The sequence below is a fragment of the Aeromonas enterica genome (assembly GCF_054052465.1).
Genome location: NZ_JBSTYL010000028.1, coordinates 1 through 21,779, shown reverse-complemented (window position 1 = coordinate 21,779; position 21,779 = coordinate 1). Strand labels below are relative to the sequence as shown.

The window sequence follows — 21,779 nt, the reverse complement described above, 5'->3', positions numbered from 1 at the left end:
ATCAGCACCACAGGATGGCGTCCAAACGGAAGCTGGTTATGTGCTCAATAAGAGGTAATCGACACGGATGTTGAACCCGGATCTGCTGATGGCGCTGCACTATTGCGCCGTGATCACCCTGACCGGGGCCATCACCTCGGAGTATTTCCTGTTCAGACGTGGCATGTCCATCGAACAGGTGCGCAAGCTGCTGCTGGCCGATGGCCTGGCGGCGCTGGCCCTGCTGCTCATTTTCATCACGGGCGTGTTGCAGGTACTTGCCCACCCCGAGCAGCCCGCCGTGCTGCTCGCCAACCCCGGCTATCGCACCAAGCTGCTGCTGTTTTTCCTGATGGCTATCAGCTTTGGCTACCCTAGTCGTCTCTTCTATCGCTGGCGCCGCTCCCTGCGCCAGGGCCGGGCCCCCATGGTCTCCACCCAGCAGCAGTTCTGGGTGATCTGGATCCTGCGCGGCAACCTCTTGCTGCTCGCCCTGATCCCCCTGCTGGCCAAACTCGCCAGTAGCTGAAGGCCATCGCCACTGAACCGCAATAACGGCTGTTTCTCAGCCGGGCGTGCTGCTCGCCCTCCCCTCCCTTGCTGGCCAAACTCGCCGGCGCTAAAGACAAATCCCCCTGCACACGGTTATCTTGAAGGCTGGCGCTTTGCGGAACGGTCCTGCCCGTCCGTCTTTCAGGGATGAATCTATGCGTTCGAACATGATGTTATTGATGGCCGCCGCCATCTGGGGACTGGGCTTCGTCGCCCAGCGGCTCGGAATGGACCACATGGGGCCCTACACCTTCAACGGCCTGCGCTTTCTGCTGGGGGCCCTCTCTCTGCTGCCGCTCTTGTGGTGGCTCAAGTCACGACAGCCCACGGGTCAGTCCGGTGATCGGCGCCTGCTGCTGACCGGAGGCCTGCTCGCCGGGGTCGTGCTGTTCAGCGCCGCCTCCCTGCAGCAGGTGGGGCTGCTCTATACCACGGCCGCCAAGGCGGGCTTCATCACGGGTCTCTACATCATTCTGGTGCCCGTCATCGGCCTGGCCCTGCGCCACAAGACCGGGGCCAATACCTGGATCGGCGCCCTCATCGCCATGGCGGGGCTCTATTACCTGAGCGTGACCGAGGAGTTCACCATAGGCTACGGCGACCTGTTGCAGGTGATCGGTGCCCTGTTCTGGGCCATCCATCTGCTGGTGCTGGATCACTACTCGAGCCGGGTCGCACCGATCCGCCTGGCTGGCGTCCAGTTCCTGGTGTGCGGCCTGCTCAGCCTGGGGGTCGCCTTCACCATGGAGACGCCGACCATGAGCGGCGCCATGGCGGGTTGGCAGGCACTGCTCTATGCCGGTCTGGTCTCGGTCGGTATCGGCTACACACTGCAGGTGGTGGGGCAGCGCGGTGCCCATCCGGCCCACGCCGCCATCATCCTCAGCCTGGAGACAGTCTTCGCCGCCATCGGCGGTGTGCTGCTGCTCGGCGAGACTCTGGATGAACGCGCCATGGTGGGCTGCGCCCTGATGCTGGCAGGCATGTTGATCTCCCAGATCCGCCTGCGCTGGTGGTGGAAATCGCGTCGGGACAAGGTGCCGAGCCAGCCCTGATGCGGCGGGCATGCCGGAACGCCAGTGACTCCAAACAAAACGAGGCGCCCAGGGCGCCTCGTTTTATTGCCGCACGCCTAGCGCACGCTGGAGCAGAAGCTCACGTCGTCGCGCAGGGGATCGTTGCTCACGCTGTGGTAGAGCTCGAAGCAGGGGCCGCTGCCAAACTCCAGCCCGGCAGCCACTATGTCACCCACATGCTCCTGCCAGCGCGGCCCGTACTGGTTGCGATCGGTGATGAGGTAACGGGACTGGGCATAACGGCCAGCCGGGATGAGCTGGGTCTCCACCTCGCCCTCGCCCCGGGTCTGGGGTGGCACAGTGATGCCGATGTCGGTGCGGCACTGGGCCGGCGGCGTCACCTCCGGGTTGTCGTGGTAGATGAAGATCCACTCCCCGCCCTCCAGCCCGCGCGCAGCGGCCCACTGGTGCAGGCGGCCGCAGACGGCATCATAACCCTCGCCATAGGGACCGGTGACCCGCACATAGGCCAGAGTGCGGGCGTCCATCTCGACAGTTTTCATGGTGTTGCTCCTTGCTGATGAGTGGCCTTCAGCATAAGGGGACGAGCCTTCCCATGCGTGTCCATCCTTGCTCTCCAGGTGTCCATTCTTGCTCTTGTCACTGCGAAACGCGCCCGGTGTGCAGCCATAGTAGCGACGAAAGGCCTTGGCAAACGCCTGGGAGCTGCCTAGCCCCGCCCCCAGCGCGATGGCGGTGATGCTGGCATCGGTGTAGCAGAGCTGCCAGGCCGCCCGCTGCATGCGCAAGCGCCGGCACATCTCCCCCGGCGCCTCGCCCGCCACGGCGGTGAACACCCGGTGAAAATGGTAGAGGGAAAGACAGGCCCGCTCCGCCAGCGCCTCGATGGAGAGATCCGGATCCTGCTCCAGCGCCCGCAGCACCGGGATGAGCCGGCGGCGGTAGTCGATCATGGCCGGATCCTCGCCATGTAGAGGGCATCCACGTACTCACCCTGGCGAAAGGCGTAGCCACGGGCCAGCCCCTCCTCGACGAAACCGAACTTGCGATAGAGCGCCAGCGCCCCCTGATTGTCGGTGTAGACGGTGAGTTCGACGCGTTGCAGGTTGAGCCAGTTGTCGGCCATCTCCAGCGCGGCTCCCAGCAGAGCCGAACCAATCCCCTTGCCAGCCCAGTCATCCCGCACCCCCATGCCAATGCCGGCCACATGCTTGCGTCTGGGGTTGGGCTCCACATGCAATGAGATCTGGCCTACCAGCAGGCTGTCGACCTCGGCCACCAGCGCCACCACGCTGCCGTTCTCCAACCGCGTCTGCCAGACGCCCAGAGTCGGATAAGGCAGTTGCAAGGTGCCCGCCTGGGCATTGGGCATGGCGTAGAGATCCCGCAAGGCGGGGGCATCGGCGGGTTCGGCATGACGGATCTGGATCTGCATAGGGGCTCCTTTGGCAAACCCTCATCATGCCGTATCACCGGGGGCCGGTCATCCCCCCGTCACACTCATTTGCGATGACTATCAAAGGGCGAGGGAAGACCCATTGGTCTCGGGGTTTTTCCTTGTTATAGAATCAAGGCTCACCAACAAGGAGAAGCACCATGAACGACAAGACCCTGCACAGTGCCAATGGAGCCCCCGTTGTCGACAACAACAACAGCCTCACCGCCGGTCCCCGCGGCCCGGTGCTGATGCAAGACATCTGGTTGATGGAAAAGTTGGCTCACTTCGATCGGGAACGGATCCCGGAGCGGGTGGTTCACGCTAAAGGCTCGGGCGCTTACGGCACCTTTACCGTGACCCATGACATCAGCCAGTTCAGCAAGGCGGATCTGTTCAACGCCATCGGCAAACAGACCCCCGTCTTCCTGCGCTTCTCCACCGTGGCCGGTGAGAAGGGCGCAGCCGATGCCGAGCGCGACGTGCGCGGCTTCGCCCTCAAGTTCTACACGGAGCAGGGCAACTGGGATCTGGTGGGTAACAACACCCCTGTCTTCTTCATTCGCGATCCGCTGAAATTCCCGGACTTCATCCATACCCAGAAACGGGATCCGCGCACCAACCTGCGCAGCGCCACCGCCGCCTGGGATTTCTGGTCCCGCCATCCGGAATCCCTGCACCAGGTCACCATCCTCTTCAGTGATCGCGGCATCCCCAAGAGCCTGCGCGAGATGAACGGCTATGGCAGCCATACCTTCAGCTTCATCAATGACGCCAACGAGCGCTTCTGGGTCAAGTTCCACTTCAAGACCGAGCAGGGCCACAGCTTCTATACCGATGAAGAGGCCGCCAACGTCGTCGGTCAGGATCGGGAGACCAGCCAGGCCGATCTGTTCAATGCCATCGAGCAGGGCGACTTCCCGCGCTGGAAGGTCTATGTGCAGGTGATGCCAGAGGCCGACGCCCAGACCTACCAGATCCACCCGTTCGATCTCACCAAGGTATGGCCGCACAGCGACTACCCGCTGATCCCGGTCGGCGTGCTGGAGCTCAACCAGAACCCGGACAACTACTTCGCCCATGTGGAACAGGCGGCGTTCACCCCGGCCAACGTGGTGCCCGGTATCGGCTTCTCGCCGGATCGCATGCTGCAGGGACGACTCTTCTCCTACGGCGACACCCAGCGCTACCGCCTCGGCGTCAACCACGGTCTGCTGCCGGTCAACGCGCCGCGCTGCCCGTTCCACCATGGCGCCCATCGTGACGGCGCCATGCGAGCCGACAGCAACGGCGGCGCCAGCCCCAACTACCAGCCGAACCGCTTCGGCACCCAGCAGCCGAGCGAGCAGCACGAACCTGCACTGAGTCTGGAAGGCGCCGCCCTGCACTACGATTTTCGCGACTACGATAGCGACTATTACAGCCAGCCGGGCAACCTGTTCCGCATCATGGACGAGGGCCAGCGTTCGCGCCTCGCCGCCAACCTGGCGCGCTCCCTCGTCAATGTGGAGGATGACGCCATAGTCGCGGCCCAGCTCAAGCACTTCGAGCAGGCCGACCCCGAGTACGCCAAGCGGGTCGAGCTGGCACTGGCCGCCTTGCAGCGCTAAGCCGCAAACACACAATAAAACGGGGGCCTGGGGCCCCCGTTTTCGTTATGGTTGTGCGTGATGAATAAAAAACGGAGCCCAAGGCTCCGTTTTCACTGCTGTATCAATCCCGGACGGAACGCGCTTCGCGCTCTTCCCGCTCCCTTGCCAACAGGCGTTTGTACCACCAGCTACTGCGACGACGTTGTGCATTGGAAGAGCGACGAGCCATTTCTTAGGTTCCAGCCAAGAGAGGAAAAGAGCCGCATTATGCGATAGAGATCACGCCCATGTCTTTAGCTGGATCAAGAAAAGCCTCACTGGCCCACGGTAATGGTACTGCTCGTCGCCGCTTTGCCGGCTACATCCGACGCCCTTTCAGATTCACGCCAGGCCAGTGGCCCGTTGCTCTCCAGCGCGTTTTGCGGGGCGCACTCCAGCCAGCTGTCGCCCTGCTGGATCCTGGCCCCCAGCGAATATTTCTGATCCTGATACCAGCAGACTCGCTCCGGCAGCGAGCCCAGTGGCAGCACCAGTTCGGCTCCCACTTCCGCCCGCTTCGGCTCTGCCGCCACGCCAATGCCGGTCGCCCCGCCCAGCAGTGCCAGCAACAGCCAGCCACCTACCCTCTTGCCCAGATACATGATGTCACTCCTTGCTAGATAGAAGGTTCAGGCGACCGGAAACGGCGCAAACTTGATTAATAAACCGCACGCCGACTGGCATTCCCAAGCCAATATGATAGCCTGCCAGCGCCTGCTCACGCCCATCAAAAACGGCGCAGGAAAACCCCGGTGGATTTGTCGGTTCTCGACGAATATAACCTTATTAATCAAATCGTTATTTGGATGTTATCCCAATGCGTATCATGCCGTTGCTCCAGGCGGCCTGCCTGAGCCTGATGTTGTCCGCCTGCGTCGCCCCCCTCTTGATGATGAGTCCCACCAGTCAGTTGATGTGGGCCCTGCTCAAGCCGCTGGTCGGTTTCGACCCCAACGAAGCCAATCTGTTCGAACAGCCGATGATCAAGGATCGGATGACCAGCATTCTGGGTCCCAATTACGACAGCACCATGCAGTTGCTCAAGACAGCCAACGAGCTGCAGCAGGAGGGTCCGCTGTTCTACGTGGTCTCCCGCTACGCCCCCGTGCCGGACGTGGCCAAGCAGGCCGGCATGGTGTGGAACTCACAGACCAACCAGATGTCCGTCATGCTGCTCAAGGGCGATGGCACACCCCAGGTCTTTGGCGAAAACCTGGCCGCGAGCGCACCGACCTGGCCAAGCGAGATGCAGAACTGGCAGGCTCAGGCCAACCCGACGGCCACCGCACTCTCCGACGCCAACAAGACGTTGGCCGGAGCCGGTGCCACTACCTCGGTACTCGACAGTGTGCTGGGCTCGATCCAGCAAGGTGCCAGCAAGACCATGACAGATACCACCAAGCAGGTGGTCGGCAGCGCCACCGCCTCGGCCCAACAGCAAGCCAGCAAGACCGTGACAGATACCACCAAGCAGGTGGTCGGCAGCGCCAGTGCGACCGTGCAGCAGCAGGCGACCAAGGCCGTGACCGAACCCGCCAAACAGACGGTCAGCAGCGCCAGTGCGACCGTGCAGCAGCAGGCGACCAAGGCCGTGACCGAACCCGCCAAGCAGGCGGTCAGCAGCGCCAGCACCACAGTGCAGCAACAGGCCACCAAGGCCGTGACCGAACCGGCCAAGCAGGCGGCCAGCAGCGCCAGTGCGACCGCAACGATGGCGGCAGATTCGGCCGCCAAGGCCGAGGCCGCACGCGCCGCCGCCGAAGCCGAGATGGAAGCCCTGCTCAAGTAAGCCACACCGCCACAGGCCATCGCAGGATGGCCTGTTTTCCCTCCCCCATTGCTCACCGCCCAGCCACACATCCTATCCGCACAGCGGAAACCATGAACTTCTCGGCATAGCCCCCTAAACTGGAAGGACGCTTTGTTGCAAGGAGTGCTGCCATGTCGCGTCTGCTCAGCCTGATGCTCTGCTGTTGTCTCGGTGCGGCCCTGCCCGCCTCGGCATTCACCTATTACTCCGAGCAGAACATGCCGTTCAACGGCCAGGATGAGAAGGGCAACAGCACCGGCCTGGCGGTGGAGTTGCTGAGACTGATGTGGCAGGAGATGGGCGAGCCGGAGCAGCCCATTCACTTCATGCCCTGGGCCAAGGCCTGGTACCTGCTGACCCAGCAGCCGGATGCGGTGCTGTTCACCACAGCCCACACCCAGGCGCGGGATCCCCACTTCCTCTGGGTTTGCCCCATCAGCCACTCGCGGGTCTCTCTGGTAGGCCGCAAGCGGGATGCCCCCAAGGTGACCGGCAAGGCGGACCTGGCCAAGCTGCAGATCGGGGTCATGCAGGCGGACGTGGGGGAGCAGCTGCTGCTCAACCGGGGCATCAGCCCCGCCAACCTGATGTCGGTGGAGCGGATGGATCAGGTGGTGCGCCAGCTCATCATGGCCCGCACCGATCTGGTGGCCGGCAACGAGGTGATGCTGTTCCATCAGGCCAGACAACTGGGCTTTCCATCGGACACCTTCGTCACGGTCGCCACCCTGGCGGATCAGGACAACTGCTTCGCCTTCAACCCGGCGGCCGACAGACAGCAGGTCGCCCGCCTGCAGCAAGCGCTCGACAAGGTACGAAAAGGAGATGCCTTCAAACGGCTGCTCGCCCGCTATCAGGATGTGGTGCAGTCCCCGCCGGCGGACCAGCTGCCACTGATCGAGTAAGTAAAGATTCAATGCAAACAGGCCACCCCGGGGTGGCCTGTTTCATGGCGTCGTCTGCTTACTGGAAGTGGTTGTCGTGCTCGGACTTCTTGGTCTGGGCGCTCTCGCTGTGCTCGATGGCGGTACGGATGAGATCCACCCCGGCACGGATGATCAGCACGCCCATGTTGACCAGCTTGACGCAGACCCACATGAAGGTGATGAGCAGTATCAGCTTGAGTACCGTCTGGAACGCCTCCAGGAAGTTCTGCTCCAGCTGACCGGTGAGGCCGCTGGCGCTGGTCATCAACCAGGTGTAGACCTCGCGCACGAACGGGATGCGACTCGGCATCTCCAGCACGTCCAGGGCGGCGGGCAGGGCCTGGAAGATGACTATGCTGCCGAACAGGATCAGGATGACGCCGATGGCGATGCCCAGAAAAAAACCAAACTGTTTCATGGAAGGTCCCAAGGTTTGCTGCATGAAAATAACATAGCTGCCAATACTAGGGACTGCCTCACCACAGGGCAATCCTTGTCCGCAGGCTGGGCCAGAGCCAACCCCGCCATCCGGTGGACCCCAGGCAGGAAACCATTGCCCAACTATCTGATTTCTGTGACCCTTGCGCCCATAGTCCTCCAACTCTCAGGCACCATGTTCCGCTCCTGTTTTTTACTGCTTTGCACCCTGCTGCTGACATTGCCGGTCGCGGCCGCCCCCACGGCGGCCGTCTGCGTGGTCAAGCATCAGCAACAGCTGCTGCTGGTGCAGGACAGGGTTTCCTCCCGCTACAGCCTGACCGGCGGTTACATAGATGCAGGAGAGACCCCCCGACAGGCAGCGCTGCGCGAGCTGTTTGAAGAGACCGGCCTGCGAGGCCGGATCATCGCCGAGCTGGGGCCATGGCAGCGCGCCGTCCTGTTTGCCTGCCAGACCCTGGAGCCCATCCGGGCGCAGACAGACTCGGGCTTCGTCTCCCTGCTGCAGGCGCCCAATCTGGGCGGCGAGATCCTCAACGCCAGGCTGATAGCACCATCCCGGCTGCCTGATGCACAGCGCCGCTTTCCGGCGCAGCTCGACTGGCTGGCCCCCCGGCTGGCCGACATCCCCGACAGCCCAGTGCTGTGGCTGCCGGATTTCAGCGGCGAAGGCCATGCCCTGCACCGGATGGAAGTCCCGCTGATACAACGCTTGCAGGGCTGGATCGGGACCAGTGCGCCCTGGCTCGACGCCAGCAATCTGTTTGGTTCAGCCGCCTTTCAGCTTGCCCTGCTACCTTTGCTGCTGCCACTGCTGGGCTGGCCCCGTCTGCGTCAACTGTTGCTGGCCATGCTGACTCTCACCCTGCTGGTCCAGCTAGTCAAAGAGGGCTTCGGCTGGCCCAGACCCTTTCATCTCGATCCCGCGCTGGCGCAAGGGAGTGCACAGGGGTTTGGCATGCCAAGCGGTCACGCCGCCTCGGCGTTGCTGTTTTGGGGCCTGCTGCTCAGGTGGTACTGGCCCTCCGGCGTCTGGCGCGGCGCCGTGCTGGCACTGCTGCTGGCGGCTCTGACCGGGTTGGCCCGGGTCTGGCTCGGCGTCCACTTCCTGTCTGATGTGGCGGCGGGACTGCTGCTGGGCGGTCTGATGCTGGCGATCCATCCCAGCTTCTCCGGCATGGCGATCAGGACGTGGAGCTGGGCCGGACTTACCCTCGCCTACGCACTGGCCGCCTGGTGGAACCAATCCTCGGTGCTGGCAGGCCTGGCCATGTTCAGTCTGGGTTTGACCCTCGGCATGCCGCTGCCATTGTCGAGGGAGCGGCGAAAACCCTGGCACACCCTGGCGATCACCCTGTTCGGCGGCCTGCTCCTCGGGGTACTGCTGTGGGCGCTGCCATTCTGGCTGACCAGCTCCTGGCTCATCCTGCTCGGCCAGTGGCTACTCTATTGTTGCCTGGGGCTCTGGTTGAGCGCCGGCCTCTGGTGGATACTCTCACTCATGAACTCTGACCCGCTACCCAAGGGCTCCGGCCCCGACAAGGGATTGCTATGAATATGAAAAAAGTGGATTTGGCCAAGATAACTCTGGGGGTACTGTTTCTCAGCATCCTCATCATCTCGTGCTTTATGGTACTGCGCCCCTTCCTGCCCGCACTGGTGTGGGCCACCATGATCACCATCGCCACCTGGCCGCTGATGCGGATGGCCCAGCGCCTGTTGTGGGGCAAGCGCGCCCTGGCCGCACTGTTGATGACCAGCATTCTGCTGCTGATCTTCGTCATCCCGCTGTTCATGGCGCTGGCCAACCTGGCAGAGAAGGCGCCCATGCTGATCGATCTCGGCACCACCATCAGCCATTCACCGCCGCCCGAGTTGCTCTGGCTGCAGCAGATCCCGCTGGTAGGCACCAAGCTGTATGAGTTCTGGCAGCAGATCCTGGCGAGCGGTGGTCAGGTGCTGTTTACCAAGCTGGCCCCCTATTTTGGCCAGACCGCCCGCTGGCTCGCCTCCCAGGCCGGCAATCTGGGTTTGCTGTTCGTCCACTTCTTGCTGACCGTTGCCATTTGCGGCCTGCTCTACCACTCGGGTGAGAAGGCAGCTGACGGGATCCGCCGCTTCGCCCACCGCCTGGCGGGGGAGCGCGGTGACAACGCGACCGTGCTGGCCTCCCAGGCGATCCGCGCCGTGGCCATGGGGGTGGTGGTGACCGCCCTGGTGCAATCCTCGGTAGCCGGGGTCGGCCTGCTGATTGCCGGCATCCCCTACACCATGATCCTGGTGGTGGTGATGTTCCTGCTGATCGTGGCCCAGATCGGTCCCTTTCCCGTGCTGCTGGCCTGTGTCGGCTACCTCTACTGGAGCGGCGACACCACCTGGGGCACCTTCCTGCTGGTCTGGTCGCTGCTGGCGGGCACCATGGACAACTTCCTGCGCCCCTTCCTCATCAAGCGTGGTGCCGATCTGCCGCTGATCCTCATTCTGGTGGGGGTTATCGGCGGCTTGCTGGCGATGGGGATCATCGGTCTCTTCATCGGCCCGGTCGTACTGGCGGTGGGGTATACCCTGCTGGATGCCTGGATCCGGGAGGGCGAGCAAGTTGCCGTCATAACGCCGGCCACGATCCTCAAGGCCGATTGAACCACTTCATCCGCCAAAAACGCCGCCCACCGGGCGGCGTTTTTATTGGCTTCAGTCAGTGGATCGTCTCCATGCCTCAGCCATGAGCGGCAGCGAGGCCATGGCTGACAAGGCGCCGGCCGCGGCACCATCCCCATCATCGAACCAGGGTTCGAATCTGAACGCCAAAATCCGAACCAAGGTACGAATCCGCCGCCTCCCTCCTCTACTCTCCCCTGGCTCATACCGACACAATGCGGGTTCACTCAGGAGGTACACGACATGAACGAATTGAGAGCAAAACGCGCCCTGATCAGCGGTGGCGCCAGTGGCATAGGGCTGGCTATCGCCGAGGCGCTGGCCGCGCAGGGGATCGAACTGGTGCTGGCTTCTCGTCGCCAGCCCTTGCTGGAGCGAGAAGCGGCACGCCTCAGCGCACAGTACGGTGTGAGAGTCCTGCCGCTGGTGCTGGATATCTGCGACAGCGCCCAGGTACGAGCCCAGCACGCCCAGGCCAAGGCCCTGCTCGGCCCCATCGATCTGCTGATCAACAACAGCGGGGTCGGCAGCGACCATCTGGTGCAGGACCTGCCGGAATCCGAATGGGACAGGGTGATGAACACCTGCGCCAAGGGCAGCTTTCTGCTGACCCAGTCCTGCCTGCCGGACATGCTGGCCCATCAGCACGGTACCATCATCAACATCGCCTCCCAGGCCGCCAAAAATGGCTATGCCAGGGCCAGCGTCTACTGCGCCGCCAAGTTTGCCGTGCTGGGGTTTGCCAAGGCGCTGCGGGAAGAGGTCCAGCACCAGGGCATTCGGGTGCACACCCTCTGTCCCGGTCTGGTGCAGGTGCCGCCACCAACCTGCCCGGGCGATCGCAAACCCGGCTGGTTGCAGGTCGAGGATCTGGCCGAGGCCGTGCTCTACACCCTGCGCCAGGGTGCCCATGTCCAGCTCGACGAGATCGGCATGACAGGGATCTGAGGTTATCGGCGGCCTGACCATCTCGCCACCCGGGCGGACACGCTTGTTGACATGGGGCGTCGCAACGCCCCGGGTCATGAGTCGATAGAGGAGGTTCAGGCTGGTTGGTGCAGAGTGATGCAGTGAATGCCGCCGCCCCCGGCGGCCACCGGATCAATGTTTATCTGTACGATTTTTCGGCCGGGGTAGAGACGGGCCAGCAGATCATGGCAGTAGCGATCTGCCGCCTTGTCGCCAAACTCGGGGACGATCACGGCGTCATTGATGGGCAGATAGTTGATATAACCGGCGGCAAAATCCCGGCTGCGGCTGAAGCGGTTGTCCCGTCCATCGAGCGGTGGTGGCAGGATATGCAGCTCCAGCTTGTTGCCGTCCGCATCGGTGGCCTGCTTGAGGATGGCCAGGTGCCGGCGAGTCACCTCGTAGTCGTGGGATTCCGGGTCGTTGTCCAGATTGACCACCACCACCCCGGGGCGCACGAAGCGGGCGTAAAAGTCGACGTGGGCATCCGTGATGTCCTTGCCCCTGACGCCCGGCAGCCAGATGATTTTGCGCACGCCCAGATTGGCTTTGAGCTCCGCCTCCAGTTGCACCTTGCTCACCCCTGGGTTGCGGTTGCTGTTGAGCCAGCAGCTCTCGGTCATGATGGCGGTGCCGTTGCCATCCACCTCGATGCCGCCTCCTTCGCCAGTCAGCTTGCTTTGCAGATAGTGAGCATCCGCCTGCCGGCTCACCAGTTCGGCCACGCCAGCATCCTGCTGGTGCTCCTGCTTGTCGCCCCAGCCGTTGAAGTTGAAATTCACCAGCCCCAGCTCCCCCTCCTCGTTCTGGACGAAGACGCCGCCGGTATCCCGCAGCCAGATGTCGTCCAGCGCGGCAATGACGAAGCGGGTGTTCTGCTCGCCGCAGAGCTGGCGGGCCAGCGCCTCTTCCTCCTTCCGGCAAAGCACGCTCACCTCGGTATAGGGCGTCATGGCCTGAACCAGCCGCCCTATGGTGGCCTGCACCTCCTTGTAATCACGGCCCCAGATATCGGCGCTGGCGGCAAAAGCGACCCAGACCCGGGTCTGAAATGTCGACTCCTCCGGCATGTAGAAGCGGGCATCGGCCGGGCTGGCGACGGTTGCGGCGGCATTGGCCCTTGGCAGCGCGCCCAGCCCGGCCAATGCGCCGAGGGCGGCCAGCTGTTTCAGAACATGGCGACGGGATGACATGAGATAACTCCTGTGAAAACGGGCTCCCACCTGAGAGGCCGGGGGAACAGAAAGAGGAACAAAACAAACGCTGTTAATCAGATCACGCTGAGTAATAGACTAGCCGCCGCGAGGATGGCGGACAAACGATCGATTTTCGGCATAAGTGATAAGCGGAGCTAATCAATGATGTTCAAACACTGGCCCCCGCTCAATGTGCTGCGGGGCTTTGAGGCAGCGGCCAGACTGGGCAGTTTTCATCAGGCGGCGCAGGAACTGCACCTGACCCAATCCGCCATCAGCCAGCAGATCCGCTCGCTGGAGGAACTGCTCGGCCAGCCGCTGTTTCACCGGCAGGGGCGCTCGGTCGTTCTGACCGATGCGGGGCAGGATCTGCTGGAGACCATCCAGAGCGTGCTGTTGCAGCTGGCGGTGGGGATCCAGCGGCTGGAGCAGTACCGCAAACCGAACCAGCTGGTGCTCAACACCAGCACCGCCATCGCCCGCCACTGGCTGCTGCCCCGACTGGGGGAGTTTCATCGCCAGCATCCCGACATCGATCTCTGGCTGTTCACCAGCGACGAAGAGCCCGATATGGTCGAGCAGAGCATCGATCTCGCCCTGCGCTGGGATCTCGGGCCGCAGGCCGAGTGTCGCCATCAGCAAATGGTGGCGGATCGCTTGCTGCCGGTCGCCACCTCCACCGTGCTGGCGCAGCCTGTGACGGAGCGCACCACGCTGCACGGTGAGCGGGAACTGGATTGGCATCACTGGACGCTAAAAGGAGGAGAGGATCTGCAGCTGCAAACTCGGGGACTCAATTTCTCCGATCCCGGTCTGCTGCTGGAGGCGGCCAGTGCCGGACTCGGCGTAGCGCTGGTGAGCGAACTGCTCTCCCGTCCCGCTCGCCAGCAGGGGCAGCTGTTGCCGCTCTCCGCCCGTCGGGTCAAGGGACCGCAGTGGAATCTGCTGGTGCATCAGGAGAGCGAGGCGATGCCTGAGTGCCGCGCCTTCTGCCACTGGCTCGATCAGCAATTTGCCGATGGTGAACCTGACCGGGATGAAGACGGGGTTGCCACCCTCTGAGGCAGGTCACTGAATCTGCGGGGGGAGCATGGTTAAATGACGGCTTCTCCTTTTGCCGGACATAGCTGTGACCACGCCATCTCACCTCCAGCCGCTCCAGCCCTGGCCCGATTATCTGCAGGCCTCCTGGCTGCGCTGTGCCCACCAGACCAGCCAGATCCTCTGGCATCCACCCCATAGCGCCAAGGGGCAGACCCTGCAGAGCCTGCGCCAACGCAAGCGGGATCTGCTCACCACCGGCGAGATGGCCCTCGAAGATCTCTACGAATTTATGGAGGGGCGCCCTTGCGCCCTGCTGCTCACCGATGAGAGCGGCTGCCTGCTGGCCCGCACCGGCCATCGCGAGACACTGGCAGAACTGGAGGCGCTGGGCTTTGGGCTCGGCGCCTTCTTCAGCGAGGGGCGCATCGGCACCAATGCCATCAATCTGGCGGCGCTGGAAGGGATACCCCTCTGCATCAGCGGCGCCCAGCACTTCAACCAGACCCTCCACCCCTGGCACAGCTGCGCCAGTCCGGTCTACAACAGCAATGGCCGTCAGGTCGCCATCATGGCGCTGGTCTGCAAGGTGGAAGAGGCAACGACGGGGGATCTGGCGCTCACCGTCAGCGCCGGTCGCGAGCTGGCCCATCTGCTGCAGATGGAGACCCTGATGCAGGAGTCCCAGCACCATCTGAGCGAGCTCTACGCCCTGCTCGATGGCATGGATGACGGTGTGCTGGCCTGGGATCCGCAGGGCAGGCTGCGCTACCTCAACGGGCTCGCGGCCAGTCGGCTGCGACTCGATCCCGCTCTCTGCCTCGGCCAGCCGCTGGAACAGCATCTGCTGTTGCCCCAACGCTTGCAACTTGCCATCCGGGGCCAAACACCACTGAGTCACGTGGAAGTGACGCTGGAGCGTGCCGGCGAGTTCATCAATGCGCTGATAAGCCTCAAGCCACTGCCCGGCCCGGACGGGGTCGGCTTCATCGCCCTGCTGCACCCGCTGGACAGGCTCAGGGCCATCAATCAGCTGCGCCAGGCGGTGCCCGACCTCTCCGCCCTGGTGGGCGAATCGAGCGCCATGCGCAAGCTGCTGCGCCATGCCCGCCAGGCGGCACGCAGCCAGGGCCCCATGTTGCTGCGTGGAGAGGAGGAGGTAGGCAAGGCCCAGCTGGCGGAGGCCATTCACTTCGCCAGCGAACAGGCTGCCGGGCCGCTTATTACCCTCAACTGTCAGGCGCTGCCGAACGATCGGATGGCGCTGGAGCTGATGGGTTCCGACGAGGCGGGACAGGAGCGAGCAGGCAAGTTCGAACTGGCTCACGGCGGCACACTCGTGCTGGAGCAGGTGGAGTGTCTCTGTGCCCCTATGCAGGCGGCGCTGCTGCAACTGCTAAAGACAGGCCGCATCCAGCGCTTCGACTCGGCCCGCATCCTGCCGCTGAAGGTGCGGATCATAGCGACCAGCAGCGCGGCGCTGGAGCAACGGGTGCAGGAGGGACAGTTTGGGCGCCAGCTGCTCTACGCCCTGCAGGCATGCGAGCTCTGGCTGCCGGGACTGCGGGAGCGCGGCGCCGACTTGCCAGCCCTCATCAGCCAGCAGCTGGCGGCGCAGGGACGCGAGCCGGTGCGCCAGTTCAGTCCGGCGGCCCTCGACTGCCTGCTCGCCTACCCCTGGCCCGGCAATCTGGGGGAACTGCGCAGCGCGGTTGAATATGCCCTGCTTCACTCGAGTCATGAGCTGATCCCGCCGGAGGCACTGCCCGCCGCCATTCGGCACGGTTATCGGCTGGTGGAAAACGAGGTGGTGGGGCAACCGCTGCTCACCCTGGCCGAGCTGGAGCGTCAAGCCATCTTGCGCTGCGCTCACGCCTGCAAGGGGCAGGTGAGCCAGATGGCCCAGCATCTGGGCATCAGCCGCACCACCCTCTGGCGACGGCTGAAGCTGCTTGGTATAGATCCCGCCGACTATCACGGCTGACGCTGACCCGAATTGTCGCCAACCGGCCCGCGAAAATGAAACGGCCCCGCAGTTGCGGGGCCGTTTTATATGCAAAGTAATGAGCGATGCGGTTACAACCCTAGCTGGTGGGCGGTGACGATGGCCGCCAGCACATCCTCGGCGGTGACCCTGAACGGCATGTTGTGGATGGTCTCCCCCTCGGCGGTGGAAGCCTTGGCCACCTCCATCAGACGCGCCATGTCCAGCTCCTTGACTCCCATCATGTGCAGGTTGGTCGGCAGGCCGATCGCGCGGCAGAAGGCCAGCACGGTGTCGATCTCCGCCATGGGCGCATTCTCCAACACCAGCTGCACCAGGGTACCGAACGCCACTTTCTCGCCGTGATAGAGGTGATGACACTCGGTGAGCTGAGTCAAGCCGTTGTGAACGGCGTGGGCGGCAGCCAGCCCGCTGCTCTCGAAGCCGATACCGCTCAGATAGGTGTTGGCCTCGATGATGTTCTCCACCGCCTTGGTGCAGAGCCCCTGCTCCACCGCCAGCTTGGCCTTGTAGCCATCGGCCAGCAGAGTCTTGTAGCAGAGTTCGGCGATGGCCTGGGCCGCCAGGGTAGAGGCGCCACCGGCCATGGTCTTGCAGCCGGAGACTTTGTTGGCACGCGCTTCGAAATAGGTGGAGAGCGCATCCCCCATGCCGGAAACCAGCAGCCGCACCGGTGCACGGGCGACCACGCCGGTATCCATGATGACCATATCGGGGTTGGTCGGGATCATCAGGTATTCACTGAATTGCCCTTCCGGGGTGTAGATGACCGCCAGCGCACTGGTGGGAGCATCGGTGGAGGCAATGGTCGGCACTATGACCACAGGCACCTTCTGATAGAAGGCAACCGACTTGGCGGTATCCAGCGTCTTGCCGCCGCCGATGCCGATGACGACGTCAAACGGCGTCTGGTTGCAGCGAGCCCGCAGCCGGTCGATCTCGGGACGAGAACACTCGCCATTGAAGCAGTCAAATTCGGGCTGGATACCTGCCTCATGGAAGCTGGTAGCCACGGTGTCACCGACCAGCTTGGTGACGAAGGCGTCCGCCAGGACGAGCGGCTTGGCGCCGAGTGCCTTGACGTAGTTGCCTATGTTGGCGAGGGCCCCGTTCCCTTGTACATATTTGCTGGGGCTGATGATGATACGGTCCATTTTCTATCCCTCTCTTTTCTTTAAGAATGGGGCGAAGGGGCGGCCATGCCGGGGAACCCTTCGTCTTGAGTGGCACGTCAACCTGCCCATCGAGCCGGTGCCGCGCCTTGAAACAGGCTGGCGAGCGGCGATCAGTCGCCGAAGCGCTCAAGGGCCAGCTGTTTGAAACAGGTCAGGGCGGCGTCGGCATCCACGCCACGGGCCAGCAGGGTGAGACTCTCCCCGTGACGCACGTTGAGCATGGCGAGCCGGGTCAGGCTGCGGGGATTGGCCTCTTTATCTCCCTTTTGCAGTTTCAGTTCGGCGGCAAAGGGCTTGAGGGCCGCCACCAGCCGGGCGGCGGGGCGCACATGCAGGCCATGGGGGTTGTCGACCACCACCTCGCAGCGCAACCAGCCCTCGTCGGCTACCGGTGCGGTGTCAGTGGCTGCCAGCTCTGCGGTGGCAGGCAGCATCGCCTGCTTCAGGCCCAGGGAGCTGAGCGCTTCGGCTGCCACCTCGTCGAGGCTCATACCGGAACCGGCCGCCACCACGGCGGCCAGAGTACCCTCGACCAGCGGGGCCGGGCAGAGCCGCACCCGGGCACTCAGCTCGGGGGGCAGCAGTTCGAGGGCGGTTTCGGCGCTGAGCAGGGCACTGCCCAAATCCATCAGTACCAGCACGCCGCTGCCGTCGTCCGCTTCTTCAATCGCACTCATCACGGCGATGGCATCTGTGCCGATGGGGTGGTCGGGGTCATCGACCCCGGCCGCCAGCAGCAGGCGAGCCTGGCTACCCAGCTGGTCGGCCAGCGCTTTCAATCCGGCCGCCAACATGGCGCTGTGAGAGACAACTACGATTCCGATCATGTCATAACCTCGCTCTGTCACGCAGGGCGGTCAGTAGCAACAGGGTCGAGGTGGCCCCGGCATCCTGATGGCCGATGCTGCGCTCGCCCAGATAGCTGGCCCGCCCCTTGCGGGCCTGCATCTGTATGGTGGCCTCGGTGCCAGCCGCAGCGGCTGCCACCGCCTTGTCCAGCGCCTCGGGCAACGGCAGCGCCTGCTGCTGCGCCTGTTGCAGGGCGGTCAGCGCGGGCCACCAGGCGTCGCACATGGTCTTGTCGCCTGGCTCGGCTCGACCGCGAGAGACGATCCCCTCAATGCCATCACTCAACATTTTGCCAAGCTGTTCCAGAGACAAACTCTGGCAGGCGTCCGTGCTGGCTGCAGCCCGAATGAAGAAGGTGCCGTAGAGCGGGCCGCTGGCACCGCCAACCGAGGAGAGCAGTGTCATGCCGGTGGTTTTCAGCACCTGGCCAATATCCTTGTCCGCCACCGCTGGCAGCTTCTCGGCAACTTTGACGAAGCCACGCTGCATGTTGAGACCATGGTCGCCATCGCCGATGTCGGTATCCAGCGCAGTGAGATAGTCACGCTGCTCGGTGAAGATGTGCTCGCAGTCGAGCAGCCAGTTGACGATTTGATGTTTGCTTAGCATGAGAATGAGGGCTCCTTAGCAGCCACGACGCAGGGCAGGTGTATGAACGGGAGCATCCCACAGGGTCATCAATTCATCATCAACCTTGAGCAGGGTGATGGAGATGCCAGTCATGTCGAGGGAGGTGCAGTAGGGACCAATCAGGTTGCGCACCAGATGGATGCCTGCCTCTTCACACAGGACCGCGAGGCGACCATAGACACCGTACAGTTCTGAAATCGGGGTGCCACCCAGGCTGTTGACCAGCGCGATAACCCTATCACCCTTGTTGAGCTGCTCGATAAAGGTGTGCTCTTCCTGCCAGCTGCCGGAGGCTCTGTCCCAGTGGCGCAGGGTGCGGCCATAGGGGGTGTTGTCAGCCAGTTCGCTGAACATGTCGCCCACCAGGGTATCGAGATCGGTGAAGGGGCGGCGCGCTATGCCGGGCTCACCGTGGATGCCCACACCAAACTCCATCTCGTTATCCGCCAGGGTGAAGGAGGGTTTGCCGGCAGCAGGCACGGTACAAGCGTGCATGGCGACACCTATGGTGCGGCTCTGGTTGTTGATACGACGGGCCAGCGCCTCGCAACGAGCCAGGTCGTAGCCGGCTTCGGCTGCGGCGCCCACCAGTTTTTCGCACAGCACTGTGGTGGCGACGCCACGGCGACCCGCGGTATAGAGGCTGTCTTTGACCGCCACGTCGTCATCGATCAGCGAGAAGCCTACTTTGATCCCGTCGCCATGCAGCAGCTCGACTGCGGTCTCGAAGTTGAGCACGTCGCCGGTGTAGTTCTTCACCAGAAACAGCACGCCCGCACCGCCATCAACGGCCTGACCGCACTCGTACATCTGATCCGGGGTTGGGGAGGTAAAAATCTCGCCGGGGCAGGCGCCATCCAGCATTCCTTTGCCCACCAGACCGCCGTGCATCGGCTCGTGGCCGCTGCCACCGCCGGAGACCAGCGCCACCTTGCCCATCACGGGGGCGTCGGCGCGGGTGATGTAGTGGGGCTCGATACGGACCTTGAGCTCAGGGTGGGCGGCAGCCATCCCCATCAGTTGTTCACGGACCACCGCATCGACGGCATTGATCAGTTTCTTCATGGCTCACTCCTTGGCTTGCCACCGCACGGGTGGGCAAATGGTTGATGGAGCCAGTCTAACGGGATAAAGCGGGAGAAAAATGACGGCCTGTTCGGTTCGGATTTGAAACAGGAGAAGAGTCATTGATGTTTCAATATGAAACCGTGCAAGGCAAACGAGAGGAAAACTGCAGGCGGCCTCACAGCCATGAAAAGGGCCCCCGCAGGAGCCCTTCTCGTTAACCGGCAGCCTTAGATGGCCCAGCCCCCGGCATAGAAGACCACCAGTGCCACGGCAATGATGACAGTGCCGACGTTGAGTTTCTTCCATTCGGCGGCAAACAGACGACCCACGACCAGCGCCACGAAGCCCAGCATGATGCCGGTCACTATGTTGCAGGTGAGTACGATGAAGACGGCACACAGCATGCCGGCCAGCGCATCGACCGAATCGCTGAAGTCCAGCTTGGTGACGTTGCCCAGCATCAGCAGGCCGACGTACATCAGCGCCGGCGCAGTGGCGTAAGCCGGCACCAGATAGCTGAGCGGGGAGAGGAAGATCATCAGCAAGAACAGCAGGCCGACCAGGGCTGCGGTCAGACCCGTCTTGCCACCGGCTGCGGTGCCGGCGGCGGATTCGATATAGACGGCAGCCGGAGCCCCGCCCACGACGCCAGCCACCATGCTGCTGACGGAGTCGGCAGTCAGCGCCTTGCCACCGCTGATGATGTGGCCACGCTCATTGATGAGCCCGGCCTGGCCCGCCACGGCACGGATTGTGCCGGTGGCGTCAAAGACGGCTGTCATTACCAGCGCCAGCACTGTGGGGATGACCACAGGGTTGAGGGCGCCTAGCAGATCCATGCTGCCAACCAGAGAGCCCTTCTCGCCGGTCAGGCTCGGCATGGCAAAGAAGCCCTGCCAGGTCACTTTCGGGTCGAACATGAGGCCGAGGATGGAGATGGCAATGATCACCATCAGGATGCCGCCCGGCACTTTGCGGCGCTCCAGACCGAAGATGGCGGCCAGACCCAGCACCGTCATGATGACGGGGAAGGAGGTCACGTCACCCAGTTGAACCAGCAGACCGGCCCCTTCGTTCTTGATCACCATGCCGACGCCGTTGGTGGCGATCAGCAGCAGGAACAGACCGATACCAATGCCGGTGCCGTGGGCGATACCGGAGGGCAGGTTGTCCAGGATCCACTGGCGCACGCCTGTGATACTGATAAGGGTAAACAGTACCCCCATCAGGAAGATGGCGCCGAGGGCGACTGGTATGCTCAGCCCCTGACCCAGTACCAGGCTGAAGGCAGTAAAGGCGGTGAGGGAGATGGCGCAACCAATGGCCATCGGCAACTTGGCCCAGAGCCCCATCAGCAGGGAGCCAAAGGCGGCGATCAAACAGGTGGCCACGAAGACGGGCCCCTGCTCAAAGCCGGCAGCGCCCAGCATGTTCGGCACCACTATGATGCTGTAGACCATGGCCAAAAAGGTGGTCAACCCGGCCAACAGCTCCTGGCGCACACTACTGCCGCGCGCGGAAATGGAAAAATAAGAGTCCAAAAAGCCGCCGTTCCCTGATTGGGCGGCCATATCTTGCTTTGCCATAACTTGTCCTGAAAGTGTGAAGGAAATCGTTTGCTTTCGTGGCGCGCAAAATAGCAAGAATTTGTCGAAATTGCAGTGAATTCCCTGATTTTTTCATCAAAATGGCAGGAATTGTTCTCGTTCGGGCACGAATTTACATACCAGCTTGCTGCTGATCTCACCTGCATCCACGGGGCACGCCTCTATACTGCAGAGAACCATTCGCACTGCAAGACGGGAGATGACCCATGCACACGCGCAATCTGTTGAACGATATTCCCTCGCCACTGCCTACCGAACTCTTTCAGGATCTGGTCAGCACCAACCACCTACGGATCGAGCGCATTCTCTCCCACGGCCATCAGACAGCACCGGGAGAGTGGTACGATCAGGATGAACATGAGTGGATCCTAGTCGTGCAAGGAGAGGCCAGCCTGTTGTTCATCGATCCACAGACTCAGGAGCAACAATCGGTACAACTGGGCCCAGGCGATCACATCAATATTCCCGCCCGTCAGAAACACAGGGTAGAGTGGACTCATCCCGACGTGACCACAGTCTGGCTCTGCGTGTTTTATTGAGGTTGATAAGAAAGGGACGGCAAGGGCCCTTGAACGAGGTTGAATTGATACAGCAAAGGGAAAATGGGCATAGTTGAGCAGGTGAACTTGAGGTATCAGAAAAGCAAAAAGGCCTTCCCGGTTGGGAAGGCCTTTCAATTTACTGGCGGAGCGGACGGGACTCGAACCCGCGACCCCCGGCGTGACAGGCCGGTATTCTAACCAACTGAACTACCGCTCCGCTGTCTGGTTAGC

Annotated in this window: 21 protein-coding genes and 1 tRNA gene; 11 read left to right on the top strand and 11 right to left on the bottom strand. The window is 62.8% G+C overall.

Translation table 11 applies throughout. The features are described 5' to 3' along the window. Positions 1-67: 67 nt before the first annotated feature. Both ACW5XD_RS20745 and ACW5XD_RS20740 read left to right on the top strand, forming a co-directional pair. Positions 68-508, top strand: coding sequence for a DUF2214 family protein (locus tag ACW5XD_RS20745; protein ID WP_456496511.1), 441 nt, complete (start codon positions 68-70; stop codon positions 506-508). A gap of 178 nt (positions 509-686) precedes the next feature. Beyond that, positions 687-1,586 (top strand): DMT family transporter, encoded by a 900-nt coding sequence (locus tag ACW5XD_RS20740; protein ID WP_456496510.1) that lies wholly within the window; start codon positions 687-689, stop codon positions 1,584-1,586. Between the two features lie 77 nt (positions 1,587-1,663). On the opposite strand, the gene ACW5XD_RS20735 is transcribed toward ACW5XD_RS20740, so the two are convergent. Together ACW5XD_RS20735 and ACW5XD_RS20730 are read right to left on the bottom strand one after the other, a co-directional pair. After that, positions 1,664-2,521, bottom strand: a complete 858-nt coding sequence (locus ACW5XD_RS20735; protein WP_456496509.1) for an AraC family transcriptional regulator — start codon at positions 2,519-2,521, stop codon at positions 1,664-1,666. Further along, a complete protein-coding gene (locus ACW5XD_RS20730; protein ID WP_456496508.1) occupies positions 2,518-3,003 on the bottom strand; it encodes a GNAT family N-acetyltransferase in 486 nt (161 codons plus the stop codon). Before ACW5XD_RS20730 ends, ACW5XD_RS20735 begins: the two co-directional genes overlap by 4 nt. Positions 3,004-3,164: 161 nt before the next feature. Here ACW5XD_RS20730 and ACW5XD_RS20725 point away from each other — a divergent pair, with 161 nt between their 5' ends. After that, entirely contained in the window at positions 3,165-4,613 is a 1,449-nt protein-coding gene (locus tag ACW5XD_RS20725; protein ID WP_456496507.1) for a catalase, read from the top strand. A 296-nt stretch (positions 4,614-4,909) separates the two neighbouring features. Here ACW5XD_RS20725 and ACW5XD_RS20720 read toward each other — a convergent pair whose 3' ends face one another. Further along, on the bottom strand, positions 4,910-5,236 hold the full coding sequence (locus ACW5XD_RS20720; RefSeq protein WP_456496506.1) for a YnjH family protein: 327 nt from the start codon (positions 5,234-5,236) through the stop codon (positions 4,910-4,912). A 215-nt stretch (positions 5,237-5,451) separates the two neighbouring features. Here ACW5XD_RS20720 and ACW5XD_RS20715 point away from each other — a divergent pair, with 215 nt between their 5' ends. Continuing rightward, positions 5,452-6,423 carry a hypothetical protein gene (locus ACW5XD_RS20715; RefSeq protein ID WP_456496505.1) on the top strand — a complete coding sequence of 324 codons (972 nt, stop codon included), beginning with the start codon at positions 5,452-5,454 and terminating at the stop codon, positions 6,421-6,423. A 152-nt stretch (positions 6,424-6,575) separates the two neighbouring features. Continuing rightward, complete coding sequence (locus ACW5XD_RS20710) at positions 6,576-7,349, top strand: substrate-binding periplasmic protein (protein ID WP_456496504.1); 774 nt, start codon at positions 6,576-6,578, stop codon at positions 7,347-7,349. A gap of 58 nt (positions 7,350-7,407) precedes the next feature. Here the strand turns inward: ACW5XD_RS20710 and ACW5XD_RS20705 are convergent, their stop codons facing one another. Continuing rightward, positions 7,408-7,788: a hypothetical protein gene (locus ACW5XD_RS20705; RefSeq protein WP_042873285.1), complete on the bottom strand. Its 381-nt coding sequence runs from the start codon at positions 7,786-7,788 to the stop codon at positions 7,408-7,410. Positions 7,789-7,983: 195 nt separating this feature from the next. On the opposite strand from ACW5XD_RS20705, the gene ACW5XD_RS20700 reads away from it, so the two are divergent. The 3 genes from ACW5XD_RS20700 to ACW5XD_RS20690 all read left to right on the top strand — a co-directional run bounded on the left by ACW5XD_RS20700 (position 7,984) and on the right by ACW5XD_RS20690 (position 11,414). Next, positions 7,984-9,363, top strand: coding sequence for a bifunctional NUDIX hydrolase/phosphatase PAP2 family protein (locus ACW5XD_RS20700; RefSeq protein WP_456496537.1), 1,380 nt, complete (start codon positions 7,984-7,986; stop codon positions 9,361-9,363). Next, entirely contained in the window at positions 9,360-10,448 is a 1,089-nt protein-coding gene (gene ydiK / locus ACW5XD_RS20695) for an AI-2E family transporter YdiK (protein ID WP_456496503.1), read from the top strand. Before ACW5XD_RS20700 ends, ydiK begins: the two co-directional genes overlap by 4 nt. Positions 10,449-10,709: 261 nt before the next feature. Further along, positions 10,710-11,414 (top strand): SDR family oxidoreductase, encoded by a 705-nt coding sequence (locus ACW5XD_RS20690; protein ID WP_456496502.1) that lies wholly within the window; start codon positions 10,710-10,712, stop codon positions 11,412-11,414. Between the two features lie 95 nt (positions 11,415-11,509). Here ACW5XD_RS20690 and ACW5XD_RS20685 read toward each other — a convergent pair whose 3' ends face one another. Beyond that, positions 11,510-12,628: an agmatine deiminase family protein gene (locus ACW5XD_RS20685; RefSeq protein ID WP_456496501.1), complete on the bottom strand. Its 1,119-nt coding sequence runs from the start codon at positions 12,626-12,628 to the stop codon at positions 11,510-11,512. Positions 12,629-12,793: 165 nt separating this feature from the next. On the opposite strand from ACW5XD_RS20685, the gene ACW5XD_RS20680 reads away from it, so the two are divergent. After that, the gene (locus tag ACW5XD_RS20680) at positions 12,794-13,693 is read left to right on the top strand and encodes a LysR family transcriptional regulator (RefSeq protein ID WP_456496500.1); all 900 of its coding nucleotides are present in this window, start codon (positions 12,794-12,796) and stop codon (positions 13,691-13,693) included. 67 nt (positions 13,694-13,760) lie between these two features. Beyond that, the gene (gene dhaR, locus ACW5XD_RS20675; protein WP_456496499.1) at positions 13,761-15,656 is read left to right on the top strand and encodes a dihydroxyacetone kinase operon transcriptional regulator DhaR; all 1,896 of its coding nucleotides are present in this window, start codon (positions 13,761-13,763) and stop codon (positions 15,654-15,656) included. 92 nt (positions 15,657-15,748) lie between these two features. Here the strand turns inward: dhaR and ACW5XD_RS20670 are convergent, their stop codons facing one another. From ACW5XD_RS20670 to ACW5XD_RS20650, 5 genes are all read right to left on the bottom strand, one after another. Further along, on the bottom strand, positions 15,749-16,831 hold the full coding sequence (locus tag ACW5XD_RS20670) for a glycerol dehydrogenase (protein ID WP_456496498.1): 1,083 nt from the start codon (positions 16,829-16,831) through the stop codon (positions 15,749-15,751). A gap of 131 nt (positions 16,832-16,962) precedes the next feature. After that, positions 16,963-17,679, bottom strand: coding sequence for a dihydroxyacetone kinase phosphoryl donor subunit DhaM (gene dhaM / locus ACW5XD_RS20665; protein ID WP_456496497.1), 717 nt, complete (start codon positions 17,677-17,679; stop codon positions 16,963-16,965). Position 17,680: 1 nt separating this feature from the next. Beyond that, on the bottom strand, positions 17,681-18,310 hold the full coding sequence (gene dhaL, locus ACW5XD_RS20660) for a dihydroxyacetone kinase subunit DhaL (protein WP_456496496.1): 630 nt from the start codon (positions 18,308-18,310) through the stop codon (positions 17,681-17,683). Positions 18,311-18,325: 15 nt separating this feature from the next. Beyond that, positions 18,326-19,396, bottom strand: a complete 1,071-nt coding sequence (gene dhaK, locus ACW5XD_RS20655; protein WP_456496495.1) for a dihydroxyacetone kinase subunit DhaK — start codon at positions 19,394-19,396, stop codon at positions 18,326-18,328. 230 nt (positions 19,397-19,626) lie between these two features. Beyond that, positions 19,627-20,985 (bottom strand): NCS2 family permease, encoded by a 1,359-nt coding sequence (locus ACW5XD_RS20650; protein WP_456496494.1) that lies wholly within the window; start codon positions 20,983-20,985, stop codon positions 19,627-19,629. A 227-nt stretch (positions 20,986-21,212) separates the two neighbouring features. On the opposite strand from ACW5XD_RS20650, the gene ACW5XD_RS20645 reads away from it, so the two are divergent. Then, complete coding sequence (locus ACW5XD_RS20645; RefSeq protein ID WP_456496493.1) at positions 21,213-21,545, top strand: cupin domain-containing protein; 333 nt, start codon at positions 21,213-21,215, stop codon at positions 21,543-21,545. A gap of 143 nt (positions 21,546-21,688) precedes the next feature. On the opposite strand, the gene ACW5XD_RS20640 is transcribed toward ACW5XD_RS20645, so the two are convergent. Beyond that, a tRNA-Asp gene (locus ACW5XD_RS20640) sits at positions 21,689-21,765 on the bottom strand. Between the last annotated feature and the right edge of the window lie 14 nt (positions 21,766-21,779).